Source organism: Pseudomonas sp. H9, assembly GCF_004353925.1.
In the GTDB taxonomy this organism is placed as follows: Bacteria; Pseudomonadota; Gammaproteobacteria; order Pseudomonadales; family Pseudomonadaceae; genus Aquipseudomonas.
Genome location: NZ_SMOK01000024.1, coordinates 66,941 through 89,680, shown reverse-complemented (window position 1 = coordinate 89,680; position 22,740 = coordinate 66,941). Strand labels below are relative to the sequence as shown.

Here is a 22,740-nt window from a genome sequence, read left to right as displayed (position 1 = left end):
TCAAGTAATGGGGAAAAGGATCAGGCGAGTGCCACAACGGCTTCACCAACCAGTTTTTCTTCGCCGTACTGGTTGTTGCAGCGAATGGCCAGGCGCACGCGCTTCTCGCCATTGGCCTCGAACTTCTCGGTCACCACACCGCTGCAGGTGGGCACATGGCCCAGGTGGGTAATGCCGGTAAAGCGGATCGACAGCTCGCGCAGCTGGGCCTGCGGTACCCAGTTGGTCACCAGCCGGCCCAAGTAGGCGGCCGACAGCATGCCGTGGGCAAACACGTCGGGCTGGCGGGCCTTGCGGGCAAAATCAATATCGATGTGGATCGGGTTGTGGTCACCCGAGGCACCGGCGTACAGGGCCAGGGTGGTGCGGTTAATGGCCGGCAATTGCAGTACCGGGATCTGCTCGCCAACGCTGATGTCGTTGTAGTTCGGAACGGTCATGGCGGTTCTCCTTAGTTGCGGTGCACGAGCGAATTGCGCACATCGGCGACATGCGCGCCATGCTGGTTAGTGACCTTGGTTTCCTGCACCACGAACTGCAGTGCGCCGCCTTTTTTCTCGTACACATCCACGATGCGGGTCTCGGCGCTCAACACATCGCCGGCGTACACCATCTGGTGGTACACGAAGGACTGTTCGGCATGCAGAATGCGCCCCAGGTCCCAGTTCAGCATCTTCATCAGCCCTTGAATGTCGCCTCGCAGCTCACTGAGCAGCGGCATCAAAAAGGTTGGTGGGATGGGCAACGACGGATGGCCTTCGTCCTTGGCGGCGCCCAGCTCGCTGTACAGCGGATTGGTTTCGCCAATGGCCTTGGCGAAAAAGCGCAGCTTGCCCTTCTCCACTTCGACGCTGCCTTGCGCCGTTTGCCTGCCGATCAGACTTTTGTCTGCCATGTCTCATGACTCCTGTTGTGGTCTGGCGCATCGACCGATGCGCTGGGAATACTCAGTTACGGCCGTACAGCGTCACTACGCAGGCGCCGCCCAGGCCAAGGTTGTGCTGCAGGGCAATGTTCACGCCCTCCACCTGGCGCTTGTCGGCCGTGCCACGCAGCTGGTGGGTCAGCTCGTAGCATTGGGCCAGGCCGGTGGCGCCCAGCGGGTGGCCTTTGGAAAGCAGGCCACCGGAGGGGTTGGTCACGTACTGACCGCCGTAGGTGTTGTCACCATCAAGAACAAAGCGTTCGCCCTCTCCTACCGGGCACAGCCCCAGGGCTTCGTAGGTAAGCAATTCGTTGTGGGCAAAACAGTCGTGCAGCTCGACCACTTGCAGGTCCTGCGGGCCGATGCCAGCCGCTTCGTACACCTGTGCAGCGGCGGCCTGGGCCATGTGGAAACCGGCGTAGGCAATCAGCGATGGCGGCTCGAACGACTGCACCGGGTCGGTAGCCATGGCCTGGGCGAGGATGGCGACATCGGTACGCAAGCCATGCTTCCTGGCAAACGCCTCGGTGCAGACAATCGCCGCCGCCGCGCCACAGGTCGGCGGGCAGGCCATCAGGCGGGTCATCACACCCGGCCACATGACCTTGTCGTTCATGACGTCTTCGGTGGTCACCACGTTCTTGAACAGCGCCAGGGGATTGTTGGCAGCATGACGGCTGGCCTTGGCGCGAATGGCGGCGAAGGTTTCCATGCGCGTGCCGTACTTCTGCATGTGCTCGCGGCCCGCGCCGCCAAAGGTACGCAGCGCCTGCGGCAGATCGGCGGCATCGGCCGTCAGCTCTTCCATGACATGAACCACGCTGGCACGGGTGCGCGGGCGGTCATCCCAATGCGACTTCAACGCACCGGCCTGCATCTGCTCGAAGCCCAGGGCCAGGGCACACTCCACCTGGCCGCTGGCGACTGCGGCGCGGGCCAGATACAGCGCGGTGGAGCCGGTGGAGCAGTTGTTGTTGACGTTGACCACCGGAATGGCCGTACGCCCGACTTCATACAAGGCGGTCTGGCCACAGGTAGAGTCGCCATACACATAACCGGCAAAGGCCATTTGCACTTTGTCGTAGCCAATCCCGGCATCACGCAATGCCAGCCGCACCGCCTCAGCGCCCATGTCGGTATAGCTGGGGCTGGCACCTGGCTTGCTGAAAGGGATCATACCGACGCCTGCCACCACGACTTTACTGCTCATTCGCTTCTCTCCTGGGAACCCATCCAACCCCGAACGGGGCGTCTTGCAATCCATGCTGGAACAACGACGGGGGTTGCGGCGACGGTCGAAGGGATGAACTTGCAGCACCAGTGAACAGCGTTCGAAAGAACCAACTACAGGCGTAAGCCCGCCGCTCAATGCAGACCACACCCGGCCTGACGTCGCTCATCGGCTACGCCCGGCCTTGGTCCGAACGAACGCTGCGCGCTGCCTCCCTTGCTTCATCCGTTCAGGGGACGCCACACAGAGGCCCTGCTCCTAGCATGAACGCACCCCCAGACGCCTGACGCGTTGGCGTCGTAGCCATGAGAGAGCGAGGATTCCCGCATGAATGAACACAGGCCGTCCTGGCTGTCCGAAGAGTTGGCGATGTTCCAGGCCAGCGTGCGCCGCTTTGCCGCCGAAGAGCTGGTGCCTAATGAAGAACGTTGGGCCAAACAACAACACGTCGATCGCCAAACCTGGCTGAAGGCCGGGAGTATGGGCCTGCTGTGCCCGGCGATTCCGGAGGAGTACGGAGGTGGTGGCGGCAACCACGCCTTCAACGCCGTGGTCGGCTACGAGCTGGCACGCGCTGTTGCCACCAGCATCGGTACCAACGTACACAGCGCCATCAGCGCCCACTACCTGCTGCGCTATGCCAGTGAGCAACAAAAGCACAAATGGCTGCCGAAGATGGCCAGTGGTGAACAGGTCTGTGCCATCGCCATGACCGAACCAGGCGCCGGTACCGACCTACAGCGCATCAAGACCAAAGCTGTGCGCGATGGCGACCACTATGTGATCAACGGTTCCAAGACCTTTATCACCAACGGTCACTTGGCCGACCTGGTGTTGCTGGTGTGCAAGACCGACCCGAGCCTGGGCGCCAAAGGCATTTCCATCATTGTTATTGAGACTCAAGACCTGCCAGGCTTTCGCCGTGGCCGCATCCTTGAAAAGATCGGCCAGAAAGGCCAGGACACCTCCGAGTTGTTCTTCGACGATGTGCGCGTGCCGGTGGCCAACCTGCTCGGCCCGCAAGAAGGCCAAGGCTTCGTACAGCTCATGCAACAACTGCCGGAAGAGCGCATGTTCATCGCCATGAACGCCTTGGGCTCAATGGAGCGTGCCGTTGAGGAAACCATTGCTTACACCCGCGACCGCAAGGTATTCGACAAGCCGCTGCTGGACCAACAGAACACCCGCTTCAAACTGGCGGAAATGCAGACCACGGTGAGTGTCGCCCGAGCCTTCATCGATCAGTGCATGGAAAAGATGATCCGCCACGAGCTCGACAGCACCACCGCAGCCATGGCCAAGTGGTGGGCCAGTACCCAGGCCTGCGACATCATTGATGAGTGCCTGCAATTGCACGGCGGTTACGGCTATATGCTCGAATACCCGATCGCCCGCCTCTACATCAACACACGCCCGATGCGTATTTATGGTGGCTCCAACGAAGTGTTGAAGGAGCTGATTGCCCGCACCCTGTAACCCTGTCGGCAACCGTCGGCCTTGACCGGACGGTTGCCGCTCGTCCTGCCCGAGAGGTAGTTATGAACGACACCCCGCTCGCCCCGACGCCCTGCACCGATACACCTCCCGACGGCTTCCAGCCCATGCCCTCACAGGGCTTCGTTGCCCATTGTTGGTTGTACCAGCACACCGAGAGCGGCATCCTCGGTACACGCATTCGCGCCGAACACCTCAACCCGCTGAACATCGCCCATGGCGGCTTGCTCGCCACCCTCGCCGACACGGCGCTGGGCCGGGCGATCTTCAAACAGTGCGGTGCAACACGGCCGTTTGCCACCGTGTCGTTGAGCCTCGACTACCTGCACCCGGCCTGCCCTGGCCACTGGATAGAGGCCCACACCACCGTGCACAAGATCGGCCAGCGCCTGTCCCACGCCAGTGTTGAACTGCGCGACAAGCAACGCGTGATTGCCCGCGGCAAGGCGATTTTCACCGCCCTTACGCCAGACTACTGACGCCCTGAGCGGGCCGCTTTAAGGTCGCGCAGACAGGCAATGGCCTCATCGCGACTGTTGACGCCCAGCTTCAGGAAAATGTTCTTCAGGTGCCATTTGACCGTCTCGGGTGACACATTGAGCACCCGGGCAATTTTCTTGTTGGGCAAAGCCTGCGCTACCAGTTCAAGCACTTCAATTTCACGCTGGCGTAACCCACCCAGTGGCGCATTGTCTGGCGCTGGAGCGTCCTGTTCTTCCGGCTCGTCGATCAGGCCCAGCAAGCGCTGGGCATAGCGATCGAGCACCGGATCCAGCATTTTGTCTGCACGGATTTGCTCAATCAGGGCCACCACGTCCGGCGCTACATCCAGCACGCTGCGATGCAGCCCAAGACGATGGCCCAGGCGCAAAGCGTCCAACGTACGCTGCGTAGCCGCCTGCAGGTTGCCGGCGCCTCGCTCGCCCAGTGCCAGCTGCAACGTCAGCACCACCACCCGGCGGTAACGGCCGCGCGCCTGCGACTGGCGAATCAGCGGCTCGGCACGTGTCAGCACCGAGTCCCAGTCGCCTTGGCTCAAAGCCAGCATCAATCGGGCGCGCTCTACAATCATGTAGATTTCCTGGGCAATGCCCTGCAATCGAAAGCCGTCAGTGCCGGCCAGTGGCTGCAGACGCACGAACGTTGCCTGCGCCCGCTCGGTGTCGCCCCTGAGCAACTGATGACGTAACTCCAAAAACAGTGCATAGGCCAGCAAACGCTTCATCCCATCGCGCTGCGCATAAGTAGCGAGCCGATCCAGGCAGCTGTCAGACTCTTCCCGACGGCCAAGCTGCCACAGTACTTCAGCACGCACGCAAAGCACCTGAAGCACGGTATCGGGGATGGAAATACGCTCCAGCAAACTCAGACGCGGCTCTACCACCTGCAACGCCGCCTCGCACTGATTCTGCTCATACAACGAAATGGCCAGCAAACCCGCCGCCATGCCGGCGACGATGACATAGCCAACGCCCTGAGCCTGCGACTCATCCAACGCGTCGCGGAATATGTGCTCCGCCTGACTCAAACGCCCTTGCAACGCGATACTCATACCGCCAAGGCACCGCGCCATCAGGCTGCGCCGCGGTGAGCCTGCCGGTCGGTCACTCTCCTCAAGCATCGCCCGGGCCTGTTCGAAGTGCCCCTGATACATGGCCAGCCAAGCCAGGTTGATAGAGCGCCCGGTGTGAATGAAATCGTCGATATCCATGGGAATGGCCTGCAGTTCAGGCGCCAGGCGCTCCATGGCCAGGTAGTCATCCAGATGCAGCGCCTGTTCGGCATACAACAGTGTCAATGCGTGGCACTGGCTGCTGCTCAACCGCAAGCGCTGGGCTTCCAGGTATTCAAGGTTCTTGCGCAACTCCACGAAATTACGCGCATAGAGCTGCAAGTGGGCCATAAGCAGACGCAGGCCCAGGCGCTGGTTCAGCATCTCGGCCGGCATGCGCCGCAGCAAACCCGAGAGCTGGGCCAGGTTGCCACGCGAGAGCAATTCACTGGCGCAGGCCTCGATAATGTCGGCCGCCGCCTGTGAATCGCCTGCCTGCACGGCATGACGTACGGCCTCGTCGACATGCCCACGGCTGTAGAACCAATCGCGGGCAATGGCATGCAGCGCTTGCAACTCGGGGCCCTGTTGCGGGATACGGGCACGCAACACCTCGCGCAACAACGGATGCAGGCGGTACCAGGTTTCCCGGTCGAGGCTCTTGACCTGGGTAATGAACAGATCGCCGTTATCCAGGCGCGCCAGCCGGTTCATAATCTTCGGCAAGGAGTGTGGCGCACCCAGCAAGGTGGCGCACAACGACGCGCAAAAGCGGTTACAGATCGAAGCCACGCTCAGCGCCGCGAGGTCTTCGTTGGCCAGGCGTACCAGCACCTCACGCTCGAAGTACTCAGCGAACGCACTGGCATCACGCATTTGTACCGGCAGGAACTGGGTACCCTGTTTGCCCTTCAAGTCAAGGGCGAACAGCTGCAAACCGGCGACCCAGCCATCAGTCAACGCATGCAAACGCTCGACTTCCCGCACATCGATGTCGGCAAACTGCTCGCGCAGGAAGCGCTCCGACTCTGCCAGGCTGAAACGCAGGTCGCGCAAGTCGAACTCGCTGAGCGCGCCCTGGGCACGCAACCGCGCCAACAGCTGTGGCAGCGCAACCTGATGACGCGTGCCCAGCACCAGATGAAAGTTGGTCGGCGCGTATTCCAGCAGATACTGCAAAAGCAGCAGCACGCGCGCGTCTTCCAGATGATGCAGGTCATCGACCATCAGTACCAGGTCGCGTGTCGGCTGGCGCGCAGCCAGGCCTTGAGACAGGGTGATGGCCCAGTTTTCCACCGCCAGTTCATCGCTGTCACGCCCGAGCAGGATGCTTGCATCACGCACGACATCAGGGCTGACCTGCGCCAGGCTGGTCAGCAAACAATCGGCGAAACGCGTCAGCTCGTTGTCTTCGGCCATCAGCGACAGCCAGGCTACCTCGAAATTGAGCGGTAACAGTTCACGGCGCCAGGCCAACAAGGTACTGGTCTTGCCTGAGCCGGCCGGCCCCTGAATTACCACGCAGCGCTGCCGCCTGGCCTCCAGCAGCCGGGCCAGCAGGGTTTCACGCGGCACCATGCGCCGAGCGCCCCGCGGTGGCACCACCTTGGTATCGGGAATCGACTGGCCAAGGTGTTCCGGGAAGGAATGCGTACGCGGGCCGGACTGGGTGAAATCAGACATACAGCAGTCTCATTTTTTATTTTCAGACAGTTTAAAGCGTGTTGGCGGCGGATGCCGATACCCGATTGATAGTCACCGAGCCAAAATGGCCAATCCTCCCTACCCACCGGCTGCCCGCCGTCTATGGCCCAGTCGGCCCCGGCTCACGCCGGGCGTCGTCGCATCAGGCGCAGCGGCGTATAGACCAGCACCGATTCGCCCCGCTGATTGACCACCGCATTGCGCGTGCGCACCAGCCCGCGGTCGGCTTTGGAGGTGGGGCGCGACTCGATGACTTCGCACTCCACCTGCAGCGTATCGCCCACCAAAGTCGGCCCGTGCATCTGGAGTTCAGCACCGAGAAAAGCCAGCCCGGCAGCCCGGAACGAAGGCGCCACCAAGCCTTCGGCGAAGGTGTAGACCAATCCGCCAGGCACCACCCGCGCACTGATTGCCATGCGTGCACGGTCACTCGGCTCAGCATTACTGAACAGCTCTTCGGTCAACCAGGTGAGGTTGGCGAAATTCACCAGATCAGTTTCGGTGACCGTACGTCTGGCCGTGCAAAAGCGCGTGCCGAGCAGCAAGTCGTCCCAGAAAATGTCGGGTTCAATACAAAGCATCGTGGGTGCGTTCATCGTTCCACCGTTCAGTAGGACTTGGGCAAACCGAGCACCTTCTCGGCAACGAAGCACAGAATCAGCTCGCGGCTGACCGGCGCGATACGCGGGATCAACGCTTCACGCAGGTAGCGCTCAACGTGATACTCCTTGGCGTAGCCATAACCGCCATGGGTCATCACCGCAGTCTCGCACGCCTTGTAGCCTGCCTCGGCGGCCAGGTACTTGGCCGCGCTGGCCTGCACGCCACACTCCTCCTGGCGATCGAAGCGTGCAGCGGCATCCAGGGTCATCAGGTTGGCCGCCTCCAGCTCCATCCAGCGTTCGGCCAACGGGTGCTGGATTGCCTGATTGAGGCCGATGGGCCGGTTGAACACTTCACGCTCCTTGGCATATTGCGTGGCCCGCGCCAGTGCCGCCCGCCCCAGGCCGATGGCCTCGCCCGCCACCAGAATGCGTTCGGCATTCATACCATGCAGGATGTAGCGGAACCCCTGGCCTTCCTCACCGATCAAGTCGTCCTTGGGGACTCGCAGGCCATCGATGAACACCTGGTTGGTGTCGACGGCTTTGCGCCCCATCTTGTCGATTTCATGCACCTCAATGAACCGGCGGTCGAAATCGGTGTAGAACAGGCTCAAGCCCTCGGTCTTGTTGCGCACCTGCTCCAGCGGTGTGGTACGCGCCAGAATCAGCATCTTCTCGGCTACGCTGGCCGTGGAGATGAAAGTCTTGACCCCATGCAGCACATAATGGTCGCCATCACGCACGGCGCGGGTTTTCAGTTGCGTGGTATTAAGGCCGGTGTTGGGTTCAGTGACGGCGAAGCAGGTACGGTGCTGCCCGGCGATCAGCGGCGGCAGCATGCGCTGCTTCTGTGCCTCGCTGCCGAACACCACTACCGGGTTAAGGCCGAAGATATTCATGTGCACCGCCGAAGCACCGCTCATACCGGCACCCGACTCGGCGATGGCCTGCATCATTACTGTCGCTTCGGTGATGCCCAGGCCGGAACCGCCATAGGCTTCGGGAATGCAGATGCCCAACCAGCCATCTTCGGCCAGGGCCTGGTGGAAGTCGCTGGGGAAGCCGCCGACGCGGTCTTTTTCCAGCCAATAGTCCGCATCAAAGCGTTCGCAGATGCGCAGAATTGCGTCACGGATTTCTCGATGTTCGGGCAACAGATCAACGGTCATGGGACCTCCTCGAAAAGACGATGAATTCACGGCTGTACCGCGTCAGGCAGACCATCGGGCCAGAGCAGGCGAACGGCATCGCCTTCTGCGCGGTAGGTGTGGCAGGTGCCGACCACCCATGGGCGTACCGCCGGTTTGCGCTTCTCACCACTGCCTGCACGCTCACTGGCCTGTTGCCGGTAGGTGGAAAACAGGGTCTGCATCGCGGTCTTGGCCATTCGCTCCAGCAACTCGGTCATATGGGTACAACCGCTCTCACTGCCGATTGCAGCCTTGAGTGCCTTGAGAAAGCCCGGTCCGATCCGCAATCCGGTCAACGCGCCGTAATTGGGTAGCACTTCAACGCAGAACGGGCTGGCGCCGGTGGGCATCCGGGCCTCGATATGACGAATGAGCATGTCGCTGTCGATGGTCATCAACAGTTGCATGTCATGGATGTGGCCACTCGGTGGCACACGGTGGAAGGGCAAGTCAGTGGCGGCGTTGGTGAGGTCTTGCAAGCGCCCCTCGATGTCGTACAGACCATCGTCGCGCAGGAAGCCTCTACATTCGATGCAGCGGGTGTGCAGTAAGGTTCGCGCACCGGCGCGTGGCGTGCTCTGGGTCATCTCGGCTCCTCGTAGGGCATGGCCCTGCAGACACCGCCTGGCACCAACGGCGCCAGGCGGTGTGGCGACATCAGCGTGGGCCGCCGGCGCAATACAGCACCTGGCCCGAGCAGTAATCGGACTCCGGCAGGCAGAACAGCACAACCGAGCCCGCCGCCTCTTTGGCCGTGCCTGGGCGGCCGAGCGGGATGCCGCTTTTAGCACGCTCGACCAGCGATTCACTGATGCCGACCTTGATCTCACGCCCCTCGATGTTCACCGTGGCGCTTTCAGTGCCGGAGAACGGCACGGTCAGGCGGGTTTCGATATGCCCGAACGCGATGCAGTTGACGTTGACCTTCAGGCGTCCCCACTCCTTGGCCAAGGTCTTGGTCATGCCCATGATGCCGGCCTTGGCCGACGAGTAGTTGGTTTGCCCGACATTGCCGCCAGCGGCGCCGGAAGAAATATTGACGATTTTGCGCAGAACCTGACGGCCTTCGGCGGCCTCCTGCTTGGCCGCAGCGCTGATCACCGGTTGTGCCGCACGCAAGATCTGGAACGGCGCGGTCAGGTGGCAGTCGATGATGGCGTGCCACTGTTCGTCGCTCATCTTCTGGATCACGTTGTCCCAGGTGTAACCGGCATTGTTGACGATGATGTCGATGCCGCCATAGCTGTCCACTGCTGTCTTGACGAAGCGCTCAGCGAAATCTGCGGCGGTCACACTGCCGACACAGGCCACCGCTTCACCGCCAGCGGCACGGATTTGCGCAACGACCTCTTCGGCTGGCGCGGCATCCAGATCATTGACCACGACCTTGGCGCCGTAGGCCGACAATTGCAGGGCAACTTCACGGCCAATGCCGCGACCAGAACCGGTGACCAGGGCGACTTTACCTTCAAGCTTTTTCATTGTTGTAGTCCTTGCAGTAAGAATGACGACCGGCACCGCCAATGGTGGGCCGCTCGTGTGCACACGCGTCAGAAACCACCACGACCGCCGCCGCAGATGATGGTCTGGCCGCTGACGAAGTTGGATTCGGGAATACAGAACATGAACACCGAGCCGGCCGCTTCTTCCGGGGTGCCAAAGCGACCCAACGGGGTGTCGCGGTACGCGGCGGCAATGCGGTCCGGGTGGACGCCGACCTTGATGTCTCGACCTTCCACCTGCACGGTCTTCTCTTCGATGGTGGACTGGGTCAAGCGTGTTTCGATGGCACCGAACGCGACACAGTTGACGTTGACGTTCAAGCGCCCCCACTCCTTGGCCATGCTCTTGGTCAAGCCCACCACACCGGCCTTGGCGGCGGCATAGTTGGCCTGACCGGCAGCGCCCTGGGTGCCGGCCACCGAGGAAATATTGACCACCTTGCGGTACACCACTTCACCGGCTTCGGCCTCGGCTTTGCTGGCTTCGCGGATGTAGGGATAGGCGGCGCGCAGCAGCATGAACGGGGCCTTGAGGTGGCAATCGACCACCGCGTCCCACTGCTCGTCACTCATCTTCTGCACCACGTTGTCCCAGGTGTAGCCAGCGTTATTGACGATGATGTCGATACGCTGGAAAGCTTCCAGGGCGGTTTTCACGCAACGCTCGGCAAATTCCGGGGCGACCACATTGCCACACCAGGCCACGGCTTCACCGCCCATGGCCTGGATCTCGGCCACCACCTCGGCAGCCGGTGCCGGGTCGAGGTCGTTGACCACTACACGGGCGCCTTCGCGGGCGAATTTCAGGGCGATGGCGCGGCCAATGCCGCGACCGGAGCCGGTCACGATAGCGACCTTGCCTTGCAGTTTCTGACTCATGTGCTGCCTCCTGTTGAACGATCAGTTACGGCCATACAGGGTCACCACGCAGGCGCCCCCCAGGCCCAGGTTGTGTTGCAAGGCCAGTTGCGCGTCTTGCACCTGCCGCGCCTGGGCAGTACCGCGGAGTTGGTGGGTCAGCTCATAGCACTGGGCCAGGCCCGTGGCGCCGAGCGGATGCCCTTTACACAGCAAGCCGCCGGAAGGGTTGGTCACCACACGGCCGCCATAGGTGTTGTCACCGTCGAGCACAAACCGCTCGGCCTCGCCTTCGCCGCACAAGCCAAGGGATTCGTAGGTCAACAATTCGTTGTGGGCAAAGCAGTCGTGCAGCTCAACCACACGGATGTCCCGTGGGCCGATGCCGGCCTTTTCGTACACCGCCCGTGCAGCGCGCTGAGCCATATGGGCACCGACAAAGCCGATCATGCTGCGTGGTTCGAACGACTCCACCGGGTCAGTGGCCATAGCCTGGGCGAGGATCGCCACATCAGTACGCAAGCCATGACGACGTGCGAAGGCCTCGGTACACAGCACCGCCGCCGCAGCGCCACAGGTAGGTGGGCAAGCCATCATGCGCGTCATCACCCCTGGCCACATCACGGTGTCGTTCATCACCTCTTCGGTGCTGACTACCTTGCGAAACAGTGCCAGCGGGTTGTTCGCAGCATGGCGACTGGCCTTGGCACGGATGGCGGCAAAGGTTTCCATCTGGGTGCCGTATTTGCGCATGTGCTCCCGGCCGGCCCCGCCGAAGGTGATCAGGTTGCGCGGAATATCACCGGCGTCGGCGCACAACGCGTCCTGAATTGGCAGGTAGTCAGCCCGAGGCTGCGGGCGGTCAGGGAAGTTGGAACGGGTGGCACCCGGCTGCATCTGCTCAAAACCCACCGCCAGAGCGCACTCCACCGCACCGCTTTCTACCGCCTGGCGCGCCAGGTAAAGCGCGCTGGAACCACTGGCACAGGCATTGTTGACGTTGAACACCGGAATCGCCGTGCGGCCGACGCGGTACAACACCGCCTGACCACAGGTGGTATCGCCATACACGTAGCCGGCGAAGGCCATCTGCACCTGGGCGTAATCCAGGCCGCCATCCTTGAGGGCCAGGCGCACGGCATCGGCGCCCATGTCGATATAGCTGGGGCTGGCGCCCGGTTTGCTGAACGGGATCATGCCGACACCGGCCACTACCACTTTGTTGCTCATAGCGCACTCCAAACAGCAACGCGCAATTTCCGCGCAGGGGATGGGAATGCGAATGCAAGGCGCATTCGCGTAAGTTCAACGGCTAAGTCAACCTTGCCAGACAGCCGTCAGGTCGCCACGGTCAAGCGCCGCGAGAACCGCCTCGGTGTCCTGACCACGGCGCGGCACCGGCCCGGGGACCACCCGTTGGCCGTCAAAACGCGGAGCCGGAGCGGTTTGCAACAGGCCGTCATGCTCGAAGTACACGCCACGCTCAACCATGTGAGGGTGGCTGGCCGCTTCACGTGGGCTCAGTACCGGGGCAAAGCACACATCGCTGCCTTCGAGCAGCGCGCACCACTCGGAACGGCTACGGCTGGCAAACACCTGAGCCAGCTGCTCACGCATCTGCGGCCAGTTTTTGGCGTCCCATTGCCGGGCGAAACGTGGGTCGTCGGTCAACCCCAGCTTCTCCAGCAACAACGCATAGAACTGCGGCTCCATGGAGCCCAAAGCGATGTAGTGGTCATCGGCACAGCGATAGGTGGCATAGAAATGTGAACCGTCATGCACACTGGTGCCGCGTTCCTCACGCAACAAGCCGCGACCGCGCAAGCCATTCATCAGTTGCATCATGTGCGCCGAGCCATCGACGATGGCAGCATCTACCACCGTGCCTTGACCGGTGGCGCGGGCGTTGAGCACCCCGGCCAACAGTCCCACGGCCAGGTACAGCGCACCGCCGCCGATGTCACCAAGCAGGGTGATCGGTGCCGACGGCGCCTCGCCTGCACTGCCGCTGTGATAGAGCGCGCCAGACAACGCAATGTAGTTATTGTCATGGCCGGCGGCCTTGGCCAAAGGCCCGGACTGGCCCCAGCCAGTCATGCGCCCATAGACCAAACGCGGATTACGCGCCAGACACACGTTCGGCCCCAGCCCCAGACGCTCCATCACGCCTGGGCGCATGCCTTCGATCAGCGCATCGGCCCCCTCGATCAACTTGAGCAGGGTTTCCCGGCCTTCAGCGGTTTTCAGGTCGGCAACGACCGAGCGCTTGCCACGGTTCAGCGAGTTTTTCGCGGCATTGGCCTCACCGGTGATGGAGGTCGAGGTTTCGCGTTCCACGGCGATCACCTGCGCCCCCAGGTCTGCCAGATGCATGGCGCAGAACGGGCCAGGGCCGATTCCGCAGATTTCGACGATCTTGATACCGCTGAGCATGTGCAGCCCTCGTAGTTCCTGGGCAGTACCGCACCCTGTGAATGTGGTGCTCACGGTAACAAGCAGAAACATCGAAGCTCAGCCACCCTTGCCGGGGGGCACAGAACAGGGGATCAAAACGCCCCCCACCACGGGGGGCCGACGTGCAGAGCGGGCATTTGTATGGTCGGCGTGGCAAAGCGCAGGTGCTTGTCCGTGCGGCGAGCGCCGAGCCCCCCATCTAAAACAAGAGAACAATGAAGATGAACGCTGCTTGCTCCCGACTTACCGTACTGGCGACCTGCCTCGCCCTCCCCCTGCTGGCCAGTGCCGAGGGCCAGCAGGTACCGGCCAACCCGTACCTGGCGCAGTCGTATAACAACCAGTCGCATTGGAACGACGCCGCCTCGGACAGCACCGACATCAGCGTGGCGCGTGGCTCGTACAAGGTCACCCCCGGCTCCTACCAGGTGGTGCCTAATGAGTCGGCCAGCCTGATGCAGTTTTACGACAAGGTGAACGGCACAGACATCTATTGGTATTGGGCAGGCTTCTCGCTGCGTAAACTGAAAATCGAAGACAACTTCAAGTTCACCGAAATCGCCCGCGTCGACATGCCTGTGAGCCTGCCGAACTACCAACCGATCAGCCCTGAGCAACGCCTGAAACAGGCCGCCGAAACCCGCAAGCTGCTCGAAGCCGGTGACGAGAAAGGCCTGCTGACCTATATGCAGGGCCAGCCCAACCGCATGTTGACGGCGACCACCGACCAGGTGCTAGGCGGCGCGATCTACTCACTACTGACCCGCGACGACGCCTTCATCGCAGCCAGTGGCCGGAGAGTGTTTCGCATCGATCAGAACGATCCGAAAGATCCCCACTCAGGCATGACCCTGAGCCATGAGGTCAAACTACCCGCCGAGCTGTTCAATGATGCCAAGGTCAAGGCCGCCCTGAATGTGCCGGTTGACGTTACCTTCGGCCTGGGCATGACCGCCAACGGCTTCCTGGTGGTCAACACCATGGGGGGTACCGTCGCGACCCTCGACCGCAACAGCCTGCAACTGATCGACAGCTATCGTCTCGAAGGCGCCGATGAGCTGTTCCTCAACTCCTTTGCCACCGGCTCCGAGCTCAATGGTGGCGCCGTTTACGTGGCCTCCAACCAGAACATGTACCGCCTGGCGGTGGATGCCCAAGGCAAGATCCACACCGATGAAAACAGCGGTGCCTGGAAGGCCGCTTATGATCGCGGCGTGCGTTTCGATGCGGTAAAGATTGCCGATGGCACTGGATCAACCCCCACCTTGATGGGCTTTGGCGCCGATGAAGACAAACTGGTGGTCATCACCGACGGTGCGAAAAAAATGCGCCTGGTTGCCTTCTGGCGTGATGGAATCCCGACGGGCTGGAAACAGAAGCCCGGCACCCTGTCGGCGCGCATCGCCGACCAGAAGGAAGTGAACGTTGGCGCAGGCATCGACACCGTGCAATCCGAGCAGTCGGTGGCGGTGTATGGCAAAAATGCCTTCGTGGTGAACAACATTCCGGCTCAGCCCAAGGCCAGCCTGGACAAGTCCAACTACTACGTGACCCTGCTCAACGGGGTCACCCGGCCGATGCCCCAGGGTGTGGCCATGCTCAAATGGGACAGTGACAAGGATGCCTGGACCCAGCAATGGGCACGCAGCGACGTCAGCTCGATCTCGGTGGTACCGATGATCAGCGGTGGTAGCCGCATGGCTATCATCAACGGCTTCTACACCCAGCACCCAGGTGAGGGCTACCACATCGGTCTGGACCTGGACAGCGGCGAAACCGCACTGGAAATTGCTTCGGGCAGCGACCCGCTGTTCAACGGCATGTACGCACCGGTGAAAGTCGACCGTCAGGGTCGTCTGATGTACGGCATGGCCTTTGGCCTAGTGCTGATGGACACCACACGTATGGAGAAAGTCAAAGCGACCACGTCGCTGTCGCAACGCTAAGTCGGTTCGCCCTTGGAGGCGGCGTATACCGCCTCCAAGGGACGGCTTGGTCCGGTGTCAAACACACCACTCAGGTAAGGATGCCCCCAGAACAGCGAGACGGTGCCCGCCCCCCGCGTATGAGGCACCGTCCTGAGAGGTTTACAACATGCCCGCCCTTTCACCGAAGCTCGCTGCCGAGCCGCGTACCGTGCTCCGCCCATACATTCCGACCGGTATCAAATTCACACCGCCGACTTTCGGTGCCAGCCAATTGCCTCGGCCTCGCTTACTGGAACAACTGGGTGCCAGCGACACCGCCCGCCTGATCCTGATTCGCGCTGCGGCTGGCTTCGGCAAATCCACTTTGTTGCACCAATACCACACGCAGCGTCTGGCTCAAAACAAGGCCAGCCTGTGGGTGAACCTGGATGCCACCGACAACGATCTGCAACGCTTCGTGACTACCCTGGCTGAAGCCATGCAGGGGCTGACCGGTTTCGAGCGGGTTGTGCGCGAGCCACAGGAGTTGCTCGAACACCTGGTGGCCGTGAGCGAACCATTTGCCTTGCTGCTGGACGAATTCGAAGCTCTGCACAATGTCGAAGTGCTCGGTTTTGTGCAGCAGATACTGACGTTGCTGCCCAATGGTTGCCTGATAGTGATCGCCTCGCGGGCCATGCCCGGCATCGGTCTGGGGCGCTTGCGCGCGCGCGGCCAACTGCTGGAAATCCGCCCGGAAGACTTGCGCTTCACCTGCGAGGAGGCACACCGCTTTCTCTGCGACAAACGCCAGCTGCCGCTGAGCGATGACGACACCCGCACCTTGCATCGGCGCACAGACGGCTGGATCACTGCGCTCTATCTGGCCAGCCTGTCGCTGGCCGGACGCGAAGATCACAGCGCCTTTATTGCCTCGTTTTCCGGTTCCCACCTGGAACTGGCCGAGTACCTGACCGAAGACGTGCTGGCTCGATTGTCGCCCGAATGCCGCGATTTTCTGTTGCTGTCGAGCATCGCAGATCCGTTCTGCCCTGCCCTGTGCGATGCCTTGAGCGGGCTGAACAACGGTCAGGTGATGATCGAACAACTCGAACGAGCCAACCTGTTTCTGGTATCGGTGGATGCGCCCCAGCACTGGTACCGCTACCACCCGCTGTTCGCCAGCTTCCTGAGGGCTGCCCTGCAACGCCAGGACCCGCAGCGGGCCGCACGACTGCACGAAATTGCTGCGCACTGGTTCCTGGCACAGAGCCAACCGATCCCTGCCATCGAACACCTGTTCAAGGCTGGCCATGATGACAACGCCGCGCAGGAAATCGACCGTCACTTGCACACCCTGCTCGACGCTGGCCGCACCAACCTGACATTGCGCTGGTTGGACCGTCTGCAGGCATCGACCCTGGATCGCTACCCAGCCATCGCCCAGGCGTATGCCTTGCTGCTGGCGCTGACCAGCCGCCTGAAGGATGCCACCACCGTGGCCAACCGTCTGGTGATACACGCCGGAGCGCAATACGCCTATGTGCCGGACGCGATCCTTTGCTTGCATCTAAGTGCTACCGACCAGGTAGATGCGCTGTGTGACTTCGCCCCACAGGTGCTTGCACGCATACCCCAGGAAAACCTGCACCTGTACGTTGCCCTCTCCCACAACCTGATCGCGGCCCTGCACTCCAGTGCACGACACGAAGAGGCCAGCCGCCTGATGTCCTCAGGCATGCAACGCGAAGCACACTTGCACCAGGGCTTTCTGGGCTACAACTTCAACGTCAATCAAGGCATTCTCGACCTCGTTCAGGGCCGCCTCGACAGTGCCCTGACGCGCCTGAACGGCATGCGCAAAACTCCGCGCCACAATCCTATTGGCAAACCTCACGACACCCTGCTGGCGCTGGATGTACTGCTGGCACTGGTGCATTACGAGCGCGGCGAACTGACCGAGGCCGAACGTTTGCTGCAACACAGCTTGGGGTTCGTTAAACAGGTCAGCTCGCCAGATCTGCAAATCGCCAGCCACGTGCTCTGCGCCCGCCTGGCCCTGCGCCGTGGCGATCGCCATGGCTGGCTGCGCCATCTGGTCGACTTGCAGCACCTGGGTGAACACGCTGATTCGCAGCGCATGCGCTGCGCCTCCTGGTTGGAACGTGCACGCGTGGCCACCCTTGAGCGCCAGTTCGATACTGCTGCCCAGGCCTTGCGCCATGCCGAACAACTGGCCGACTGGGATCGCCCCGGCTTCAGCAAATTCAGTACTGATTGCGACACGCTGGTGATTGCCCAAGAGCGCTTGCGCATTGCCCAAGGCAATCATGGCGCGGCGCTTCGTGCATTGCGCTCAGCGCTCGATAGCGCCTTGCACTGCCAACATCTGCGCCGAGCGTTGAAACTGCGTCTGTTGCTGGCACTGGCCCTCGACGGTCAAGGGCAGCGTCAGGAAGCCCTGGAAGCACTTGACCAGGCACTGCGTCACGCCAGCCAAGAAGGGTTTGTCAGCCCTTTTGACGAAGAAGGCGAGCGCATGCAGGTGCTGCTGCAAAGCTGGGCCAGCCAGCAACGTACCAACGGGCTCGAACCTGGCCCACAGGGGGCTTTCGTTGATCGACTGCTGCGTAAGCCAGGCAACACTGCCCTTGCGGTACAACAAGCTACCACTGCACCGTCGCTACTGACCGAGCGCGAGTCTCAGGTACTGCGCCTGCTGGCCGCCGGGCACCGTAACAAAGTCATTGCAAGCAAGATCTTTCTCTCCGAGTGCACGGTCAAGTCGCACTTGCAGAAGATCTACGCCAAGCTGGAAGTCAACGGCCGCACCGAAGCCCTGGCCATTGCCCGCCTGCAAGGCTGGATCGACTGACGGCCGACAGGAGGACAAATGGAGGGATTTGCGCCTGGTGCGAAAGAACCAATGGTGGGCGTAGCCGACAGACAGTCCGCGCGCCTGCCAGCTCGGGCTGCCGGCCCCGTGGCGACCTTAGCCCGTCAGGTTACCAACGGCGCGTCAGCCACCCTGTTGCCAACGCTGGCACTCGGCAATAATGGAGCGACTGAACCTTCCCTGGAGTACCTTGTGAGCCACGTGCGCAGCGTCAACCCACTGCTCGACTTCAGCGTCGATACCTCGGCGCGAATCAGCGACGCTACGAGGGTGCCCGGCTCGCCGTTCAAATTCAGTGAACCGGTCGCCAGCGCCACCCACTTACCACGTGAAACCCTGCTCGCCCACCTGGCCCGGGTACCACCCCGGCTGTTGCTGGCCTGCGCACCAGCCGGATTCGGCAAAACCACGTTCCTGCTGCAGTATCGCCAGGTGTGCCTGAACGAAGGGCGCGAGGTGATCTGGTGCAACCTGGATACCGCCGACAACGATTTGGGCCACTTTGTCCAGGTCGTGGGTGCTCGTCTGGCGCACTTATGGCAACTGCCACAAGTACCGCTGTCACCGAGCCAGTTGCTGGCCTGCTTCTGCCAGCGTGAAACCGCCTACACTCTGATCCTCGACGAATTCGAAGTGCTCGACAACCCGGCGCTGCTGGCGTTCATCCAGCACCTGCTGGACAGCTTGCCTGCCCATGGTCACCTGGCCATCGCCTCACGCCGGGCACCGGACCTGAACCTGGGGCGTCTGCGTGCCCGCGGGCAAGTACAAGCGTTCGGTCAAAGCAGCTTGCGCTTCAGCCTCGAGGAAACCCGGCACTACATCCGCGAACGCTGTGCGCTGTCACTGCGTGATGACGACATTGCCAACCTGCTGGCGCGTACCGAAGGCTGGATCACCGCACTGTACCTGGCGACCCTGTCCCTACGCTGGCATGACAATGCCAGTGCCTTCATTGACGCCTTCAACGGCAACAACCTGGAAGTGGCCGAGTACTTGAGCGAAGACCTGCTGCTGCACCAGGACCAGGCAACGCGCCAGTTTCTTCTCGACACCTGCTGGCTCGATACCTTCTGTGCATCGCTGTGCGATGCCGTGACGGGCCGTGATGACGGCCAGGCACAACTTGAGCGCCTGCTGCAAGCCAACCTCTTCGTGCTACCACTGGATCAGCGTCAACACGGGTACCGCTATCACCCACTGTTTGCCAGCTTCCTGCGCAACCTGGCCGAACAGACACAACCACAGCTCAGCGCCGATCGGCATGCCCGCGCCGCCCACTGGTATCAACAAAACGGCCAGTACGAGCCCGCTCTGGAGCATTTTTTTGCCGCAGGCCAGACAGCTCAGGCAGTCGACCTGCTGGCCACCCACGCCGACACCTGGATGCTCGGCGGCCACGCGCGGATGCTATTGACTTATCTGCAACGGCTGCCCGAAGACACCTTCGACACACAACCCGAACTTGGCATGGTGTACATCTGGGCGTTGCTGCATGCCCGCCGCTATACCGATGTCGAGCGTTTGCTCGCACGCCCCGTGTTCAGCGCACGCGCAGCCATCGCCAAGGTGCAATGGCTGGCCATGACCGACCACATCGAAGACGCCTACACCATTGCACAGGCCCAACTGCACACCCTTGGCACCTCACCCGACGCCCCCTCCTATGTGCAATTGGCCTACTACCTGTCGCACTGCATGATTTGCACCGGTCGCTTCGATCAGGCTCGTACGCAACTGGCCAGGTTACCGCGCCAGTCCAATTACTTGCGTAACGGTGCTGACAGCCTGGAATCGCTGTTAGACCTGCACCAGGGGCAACTGGACAGCGCGCTTGAGCGCCTGCGCGCGACTGAACAACGCAACCAGCTGCTTGGCGAGCCGGCCACCACCTCGTTGCAAGTGTGCCTGTCCCTGCTGCTCTACCAGTGCGACCAACTGACCGAGGCCAGGCAACGCCTGGAACAGACGCTACCGCAAATCAAAGAAATGAGCTCCCCGGATGCCCTGATCAGCGCCCATGTGCTATTGGCCCGCATGGCCGCGCTGGACGGCGATCACGACACCTGGATGCGCTACCTCACCCAACTGGAGCAGTTTGGCCACCAGACCGGCTCCCGGCGCATGCTTTGTTCCGCCTGGCTGGAGCGCGCCCGGCTGGCCACCCTGGCAAACCGTCCGGACACCGCCCGGCATGCCTTGCGTTCGGCTGAACAGCTGGGCGATTGGGCGCACTCCGGAGTGCTGTTCTACGCCAACGAGGTAGACACCCCCTTTATCGCTGCCCAACGCCTGGCCATCGCCCAGGGCGAACCCCAGGCCGTACCCGCGTTGCGCGATGCCCTGACACAGGCGCGTGGCGAGCACCGCCTGTACCGAGCCTTGAAGCTGCAGACCTTGCTGGCCTTGGCTCTGGACAGCTGCGGCGAGCACCGCGCGGCGCTGGATGAACTGACAGAAGCGCTGCGCGCTGCCAGCCAGGTGGGCTTCAAACGCAACTTCCTGGATGAGGGCTCCGCCCTGGCAGCCTTACTGGAGCGCTGGGTTGTGACCCACTATGGGCAGGAACAGGCATTGGCGATCGCGCCTGGCTTCGTTGCCCAATTGCAGGCGCGCATGACGTTGGTCGCAGCGAGTCACGAGGTTGAAACAGACGCCTGCGAAGCCGGGCTGACCGCGCGGGAACTGCAAGTGGTGCGCTTGCTGGCACTGGGTTACCGCAATCGGGAAATCGCCGAGAAGCTGTTTCTCTCCGAACTCACGGTCAAATCTCACTTGCGCAGGGTCAATGCCAAACTGGGTGCACAAGGCCGTACAGAGGCGGTGGCGATCGCCAGGCAGCGCGGCCTGTTGGACTAAGCGACTGAGCCCCGGTAGGAGCTGGCTTGCCCTGCGACCTGGCGCGGTAGCTTTACGATTACTGCGCGACCCATCGCGGAGCAAGCCGAGCTACCACCGAGATGGATCTGCTACCGCGGCGCAGCCAACGCAGTCTCGACAAAGTCGAGCATCTGCCGCTGCACCGCAGGCAATTCGATGCTCACCGGATCCAGCAGGTATTGCAGCATCACGCCGCGCAAGGTAGCGAGAATCAGCGTGGCGCCGGTTGCCGCATCGACGCTGCGGCGAATGTCACCGCTGGCGATACCCGTGCGAATGTGCTCAGCCAGGTAGCCTTGCACCTGGCGGTTGTAATCGCCGAGGATCTCGCGGGTTTCAGCATCCTCGGTCACTGCTTCTGCCATCAACGCCAGCAGAGCCCGAGTGTTGGTCCAGTCGGTGTCGCCACGGCCCAGGTAAACCCCGACAAATCCCAACAGCGCATCCAGGCCCGGCGTACGACGTGGCAGTTCGAGGTCGACCAGGCACATGAAATTACGGTTTACATAAGCCGCCAAAGCCCGCAACAGGCCAGCCTTGCTACCGAAGTGGTGGGCAGCAAGACCGCGGCTGTAGCCGGCCTCTTCACCAACTTCGGCCAGCGTCATACCGACCCACCCCTTGCGCGCAACGAGCTGCCGCGCGGCTTCCAACAGGCGACGTTCGGCATCGGCCCGACGTTCGGTCTGGGTTCTGCGGTTAGCGTGGCTGGTGGGGGTTGTGCTGTCGGTCATGACGCTTCCTCGTTAGTGGCCGGTGAATACTGGCAGGCGCCGCTCAGCCATGGCGCGGTTGCCTTCGGCGAAGTCGGCGGTGACGATCTGCCAGGCCTGTTCGCTGGCCTCACGATCGATCACGGCGTCCACCGCATCGGCAAGGCCGCTGCGTAGTGTCTCACGACTGGACATCACTGCCAGCGGTGAACTCTGGGCAATCTCCGAGGCCAGCGCCATCGCCGCTTCACGCTCGCCGCCCACGTCCGCCAAAACATCGGCCAACCCGATCCGTACCGCTTCCCGGCCGTCGATACGGCGCCCGGTGGCAATCAACAACGAGGCCATCTGGATCCCCACCACTCGCGGCAAGGTCACAGAAATGCCGAACCCCTGGTGAATACCCAGGCGGTTGAAGTTGGCGCAAAAGCGCGCCCGCTCGCTGGTTACCCGGTAATCGCCCACCAGCGCCAGCCCCAAACCACCACCAACCGCTGCCCCTTCGACCACCACGATCAGCGGCTTGCGAGTGCGGAACATACGTACGGCGTATTTGTACAACTGGCGCGGGAAATCCGGGTTGCGGGTTTGCTCGCTGCCGTTGAAGTCGGCGCCGGCGCAGAACGTCTTGCCAGCGGCCTGCAACACCACCACTCGGCATTCGGGCAACTGATCCAGGTACTCCAGGGCGGTCACAAGGTCCTCGATCAACGCCTTGTCGAAAAAATTCAGCGGCGGCCGGCTGAACTCCAGGACCGCCACATGCCCTTGCAGAGCGAGCTCAAGTCCAGGACCCGGATTGAAAGGTGTAGCGACTGACATGGCGAAC

Annotated in this window: 18 protein-coding genes; 5 read left to right on the top strand and 13 right to left on the bottom strand. The window is 62.0% G+C overall.

Annotation, left to right across the window (positions count from 1 at the left end):
• Positions 1–20 precede the first annotated feature (20 nt).
• From E1573_RS18890 to E1573_RS18880, 3 genes are read right to left on the bottom strand one after another with little or no spacing between them, the layout of a single operon-like run.
• On the bottom strand, positions 21–440 hold the full coding sequence (locus tag E1573_RS18890) for a MaoC family dehydratase (protein ID WP_133216101.1): 420 nt from the start codon (positions 438–440) through the stop codon (positions 21–23).
• Positions 441–451: 11 nt separating this feature from the next.
• Positions 452–895 carry a MaoC family dehydratase N-terminal domain-containing protein gene (locus tag E1573_RS18885; protein ID WP_133216100.1) on the bottom strand — a complete coding sequence of 148 codons (444 nt, stop codon included), beginning with the start codon at positions 893–895 and terminating at the stop codon, positions 452–454.
• A 52-nt stretch (positions 896–947) separates the two neighbouring features.
• The gene (locus E1573_RS18880; RefSeq protein ID WP_133216099.1) at positions 948–2,135 is read right to left on the bottom strand and encodes a lipid-transfer protein; all 1,188 of its coding nucleotides are present in this window, start codon (positions 2,133–2,135) and stop codon (positions 948–950) included.
• Positions 2,136–2,483: 348 nt separating this feature from the next.
• On the opposite strand from E1573_RS18880, the gene E1573_RS18875 reads away from it, so the two are divergent.
• Together E1573_RS18875 and E1573_RS18870 are read left to right on the top strand one after the other, a co-directional pair.
• On the top strand, positions 2,484–3,632 hold the full coding sequence (locus E1573_RS18875) for an acyl-CoA dehydrogenase family protein (protein WP_133216098.1): 1,149 nt from the start codon (positions 2,484–2,486) through the stop codon (positions 3,630–3,632).
• A 62-nt stretch (positions 3,633–3,694) separates the two neighbouring features.
• Entirely contained in the window at positions 3,695–4,129 is a 435-nt protein-coding gene (locus E1573_RS18870; protein WP_133216097.1) for a PaaI family thioesterase, read from the top strand.
• On the opposite strand, the gene E1573_RS18865 is transcribed toward E1573_RS18870, so the two are convergent.
• The 8 genes from E1573_RS18865 to E1573_RS18830 all read right to left on the bottom strand — a co-directional run bounded on the left by E1573_RS18865 (position 4,123) and on the right by E1573_RS18830 (position 13,494).
• Entirely contained in the window at positions 4,123–6,885 is a 2,763-nt protein-coding gene (locus E1573_RS18865) for a LuxR C-terminal-related transcriptional regulator (protein WP_133216096.1), read from the bottom strand. The genes E1573_RS18870 and E1573_RS18865 overlap by 7 nt on opposite strands.
• Positions 6,886–7,028: 143 nt before the next feature.
• Positions 7,029–7,502: a MaoC family dehydratase N-terminal domain-containing protein gene (locus tag E1573_RS18860; protein ID WP_133216095.1), complete on the bottom strand. Its 474-nt coding sequence runs from the start codon at positions 7,500–7,502 to the stop codon at positions 7,029–7,031.
• Positions 7,503–7,513: 11 nt separating this feature from the next.
• Positions 7,514–8,680 (bottom strand): acyl-CoA dehydrogenase family protein, encoded by a 1,167-nt coding sequence (locus E1573_RS18855; protein ID WP_133216094.1) that lies wholly within the window; start codon positions 8,678–8,680, stop codon positions 7,514–7,516.
• Positions 8,681–8,706: 26 nt separating this feature from the next.
• Positions 8,707–9,288: a DUF2889 domain-containing protein gene (locus tag E1573_RS18850; RefSeq protein ID WP_133216093.1), complete on the bottom strand. Its 582-nt coding sequence runs from the start codon at positions 9,286–9,288 to the stop codon at positions 8,707–8,709.
• Positions 9,289–9,358: 70 nt separating this feature from the next.
• Positions 9,359–10,183 carry an SDR family NAD(P)-dependent oxidoreductase gene (locus E1573_RS18845; protein ID WP_133216092.1) on the bottom strand — a complete coding sequence of 275 codons (825 nt, stop codon included), beginning with the start codon at positions 10,181–10,183 and terminating at the stop codon, positions 9,359–9,361.
• A 68-nt stretch (positions 10,184–10,251) separates the two neighbouring features.
• Positions 10,252–11,082 (bottom strand): SDR family NAD(P)-dependent oxidoreductase, encoded by an 831-nt coding sequence (locus E1573_RS18840; protein ID WP_133216091.1) that lies wholly within the window; start codon positions 11,080–11,082, stop codon positions 10,252–10,254.
• Positions 11,083–11,103: 21 nt separating this feature from the next.
• Positions 11,104–12,291 carry a lipid-transfer protein gene (locus E1573_RS18835; RefSeq protein ID WP_133216090.1) on the bottom strand — a complete coding sequence of 396 codons (1,188 nt, stop codon included), beginning with the start codon at positions 12,289–12,291 and terminating at the stop codon, positions 11,104–11,106.
• A gap of 87 nt (positions 12,292–12,378) precedes the next feature.
• Positions 12,379–13,494, bottom strand: a complete 1,116-nt coding sequence (locus E1573_RS18830; RefSeq protein WP_133216089.1) for a CaiB/BaiF CoA-transferase family protein — start codon at positions 13,492–13,494, stop codon at positions 12,379–12,381.
• Positions 13,495–13,736: 242 nt separating this feature from the next.
• Here E1573_RS18830 and E1573_RS18825 point away from each other — a divergent pair, with 242 nt between their 5' ends.
• From E1573_RS18825 to E1573_RS18815, 3 genes are all read left to right on the top strand, one after another.
• Positions 13,737–15,461, top strand: a complete 1,725-nt coding sequence (locus E1573_RS18825) for a hypothetical protein (protein ID WP_133216088.1) — start codon at positions 13,737–13,739, stop codon at positions 15,459–15,461.
• A gap of 148 nt (positions 15,462–15,609) precedes the next feature.
• The gene (locus E1573_RS18820; RefSeq protein WP_133216087.1) at positions 15,610–18,297 is read left to right on the top strand and encodes a LuxR C-terminal-related transcriptional regulator; all 2,688 of its coding nucleotides are present in this window, start codon (positions 15,610–15,612) and stop codon (positions 18,295–18,297) included.
• 213 nt (positions 18,298–18,510) lie between these two features.
• Positions 18,511–21,177 carry a LuxR C-terminal-related transcriptional regulator gene (locus E1573_RS18815; protein ID WP_165957360.1) on the top strand — a complete coding sequence of 889 codons (2,667 nt, stop codon included), beginning with the start codon at positions 18,511–18,513 and terminating at the stop codon, positions 21,175–21,177.
• Positions 21,178–21,287: 110 nt separating this feature from the next.
• On the opposite strand, the gene E1573_RS18810 is transcribed toward E1573_RS18815, so the two are convergent.
• Together E1573_RS18810 and E1573_RS18805 are read right to left on the bottom strand one after the other, a co-directional pair.
• The gene (locus E1573_RS18810; RefSeq protein WP_133216085.1) at positions 21,288–21,932 is read right to left on the bottom strand and encodes a TetR/AcrR family transcriptional regulator; all 645 of its coding nucleotides are present in this window, start codon (positions 21,930–21,932) and stop codon (positions 21,288–21,290) included.
• Between the two features lie 12 nt (positions 21,933–21,944).
• A complete protein-coding gene (locus E1573_RS18805; RefSeq protein WP_133216084.1) occupies positions 21,945–22,733 on the bottom strand; it encodes an enoyl-CoA hydratase/isomerase family protein in 789 nt (262 codons plus the stop codon).
• Positions 22,734–22,740 lie beyond the last annotated feature (7 nt).

Excerpts from the sequence above, each read along its gene's own strand:
- E1573_RS18890 (WP_133216101.1), bottom strand. The coding sequence starts at position 440 with ATGACCGTTCCGAACTACAACGACATCAGCGTTGGCGAGCAGATCCCG.
- E1573_RS18885 (WP_133216100.1), bottom strand. The coding sequence starts at position 895 with ATGGCAGACAAAAGTCTGATCGGCAGGCAAACGGCGCAAGGCAGCGTC.
- E1573_RS18880 (WP_133216099.1), bottom strand. The coding sequence starts at position 2,135 with ATGAGCAGTAAAGTCGTGGTGGCAGGCGTCGGTATGATCCCTTTCAGC.
- E1573_RS18875 (WP_133216098.1), top strand. The coding sequence starts at position 2,484 with ATGAATGAACACAGGCCGTCCTGGCTGTCCGAAGAGTTGGCGATGTTC.
- E1573_RS18870 (WP_133216097.1), top strand. The coding sequence starts at position 3,695 with ATGAACGACACCCCGCTCGCCCCGACGCCCTGCACCGATACACCTCCC.
- E1573_RS18865 (WP_133216096.1), bottom strand. The coding sequence starts at position 6,885 with ATGTCTGATTTCACCCAGTCCGGCCCGCGTACGCATTCCTTCCCGGAA.
- E1573_RS18860 (WP_133216095.1), bottom strand. The coding sequence starts at position 7,502 with ATGAACGCACCCACGATGCTTTGTATTGAACCCGACATTTTCTGGGAC.
- E1573_RS18855 (WP_133216094.1), bottom strand. The coding sequence starts at position 8,680 with ATGACCGTTGATCTGTTGCCCGAACATCGAGAAATCCGTGACGCAATT.
- E1573_RS18850 (WP_133216093.1), bottom strand. The coding sequence starts at position 9,288 with ATGACCCAGAGCACGCCACGCGCCGGTGCGCGAACCTTACTGCACACC.
- E1573_RS18845 (WP_133216092.1), bottom strand. The coding sequence starts at position 10,183 with ATGAAAAAGCTTGAAGGTAAAGTCGCCCTGGTCACCGGTTCTGGTCGC.
- E1573_RS18840 (WP_133216091.1), bottom strand. The coding sequence starts at position 11,082 with ATGAGTCAGAAACTGCAAGGCAAGGTCGCTATCGTGACCGGCTCCGGT.
- E1573_RS18835 (WP_133216090.1), bottom strand. The coding sequence starts at position 12,291 with ATGAGCAACAAAGTGGTAGTGGCCGGTGTCGGCATGATCCCGTTCAGC.
- E1573_RS18830 (WP_133216089.1), bottom strand. The coding sequence starts at position 13,494 with ATGCTCAGCGGTATCAAGATCGTCGAAATCTGCGGAATCGGCCCTGGC.
- E1573_RS18825 (WP_133216088.1), top strand. The coding sequence starts at position 13,737 with ATGAACGCTGCTTGCTCCCGACTTACCGTACTGGCGACCTGCCTCGCC.
- E1573_RS18820 (WP_133216087.1), top strand. The coding sequence starts at position 15,610 with ATGCCCGCCCTTTCACCGAAGCTCGCTGCCGAGCCGCGTACCGTGCTC.
- E1573_RS18810 (WP_133216085.1), bottom strand. The coding sequence starts at position 21,932 with ATGACCGACAGCACAACCCCCACCAGCCACGCTAACCGCAGAACCCAG.
- E1573_RS18805 (WP_133216084.1), bottom strand. The coding sequence starts at position 22,733 with ATGTCAGTCGCTACACCTTTCAATCCGGGTCCTGGACTTGAGCTCGCT.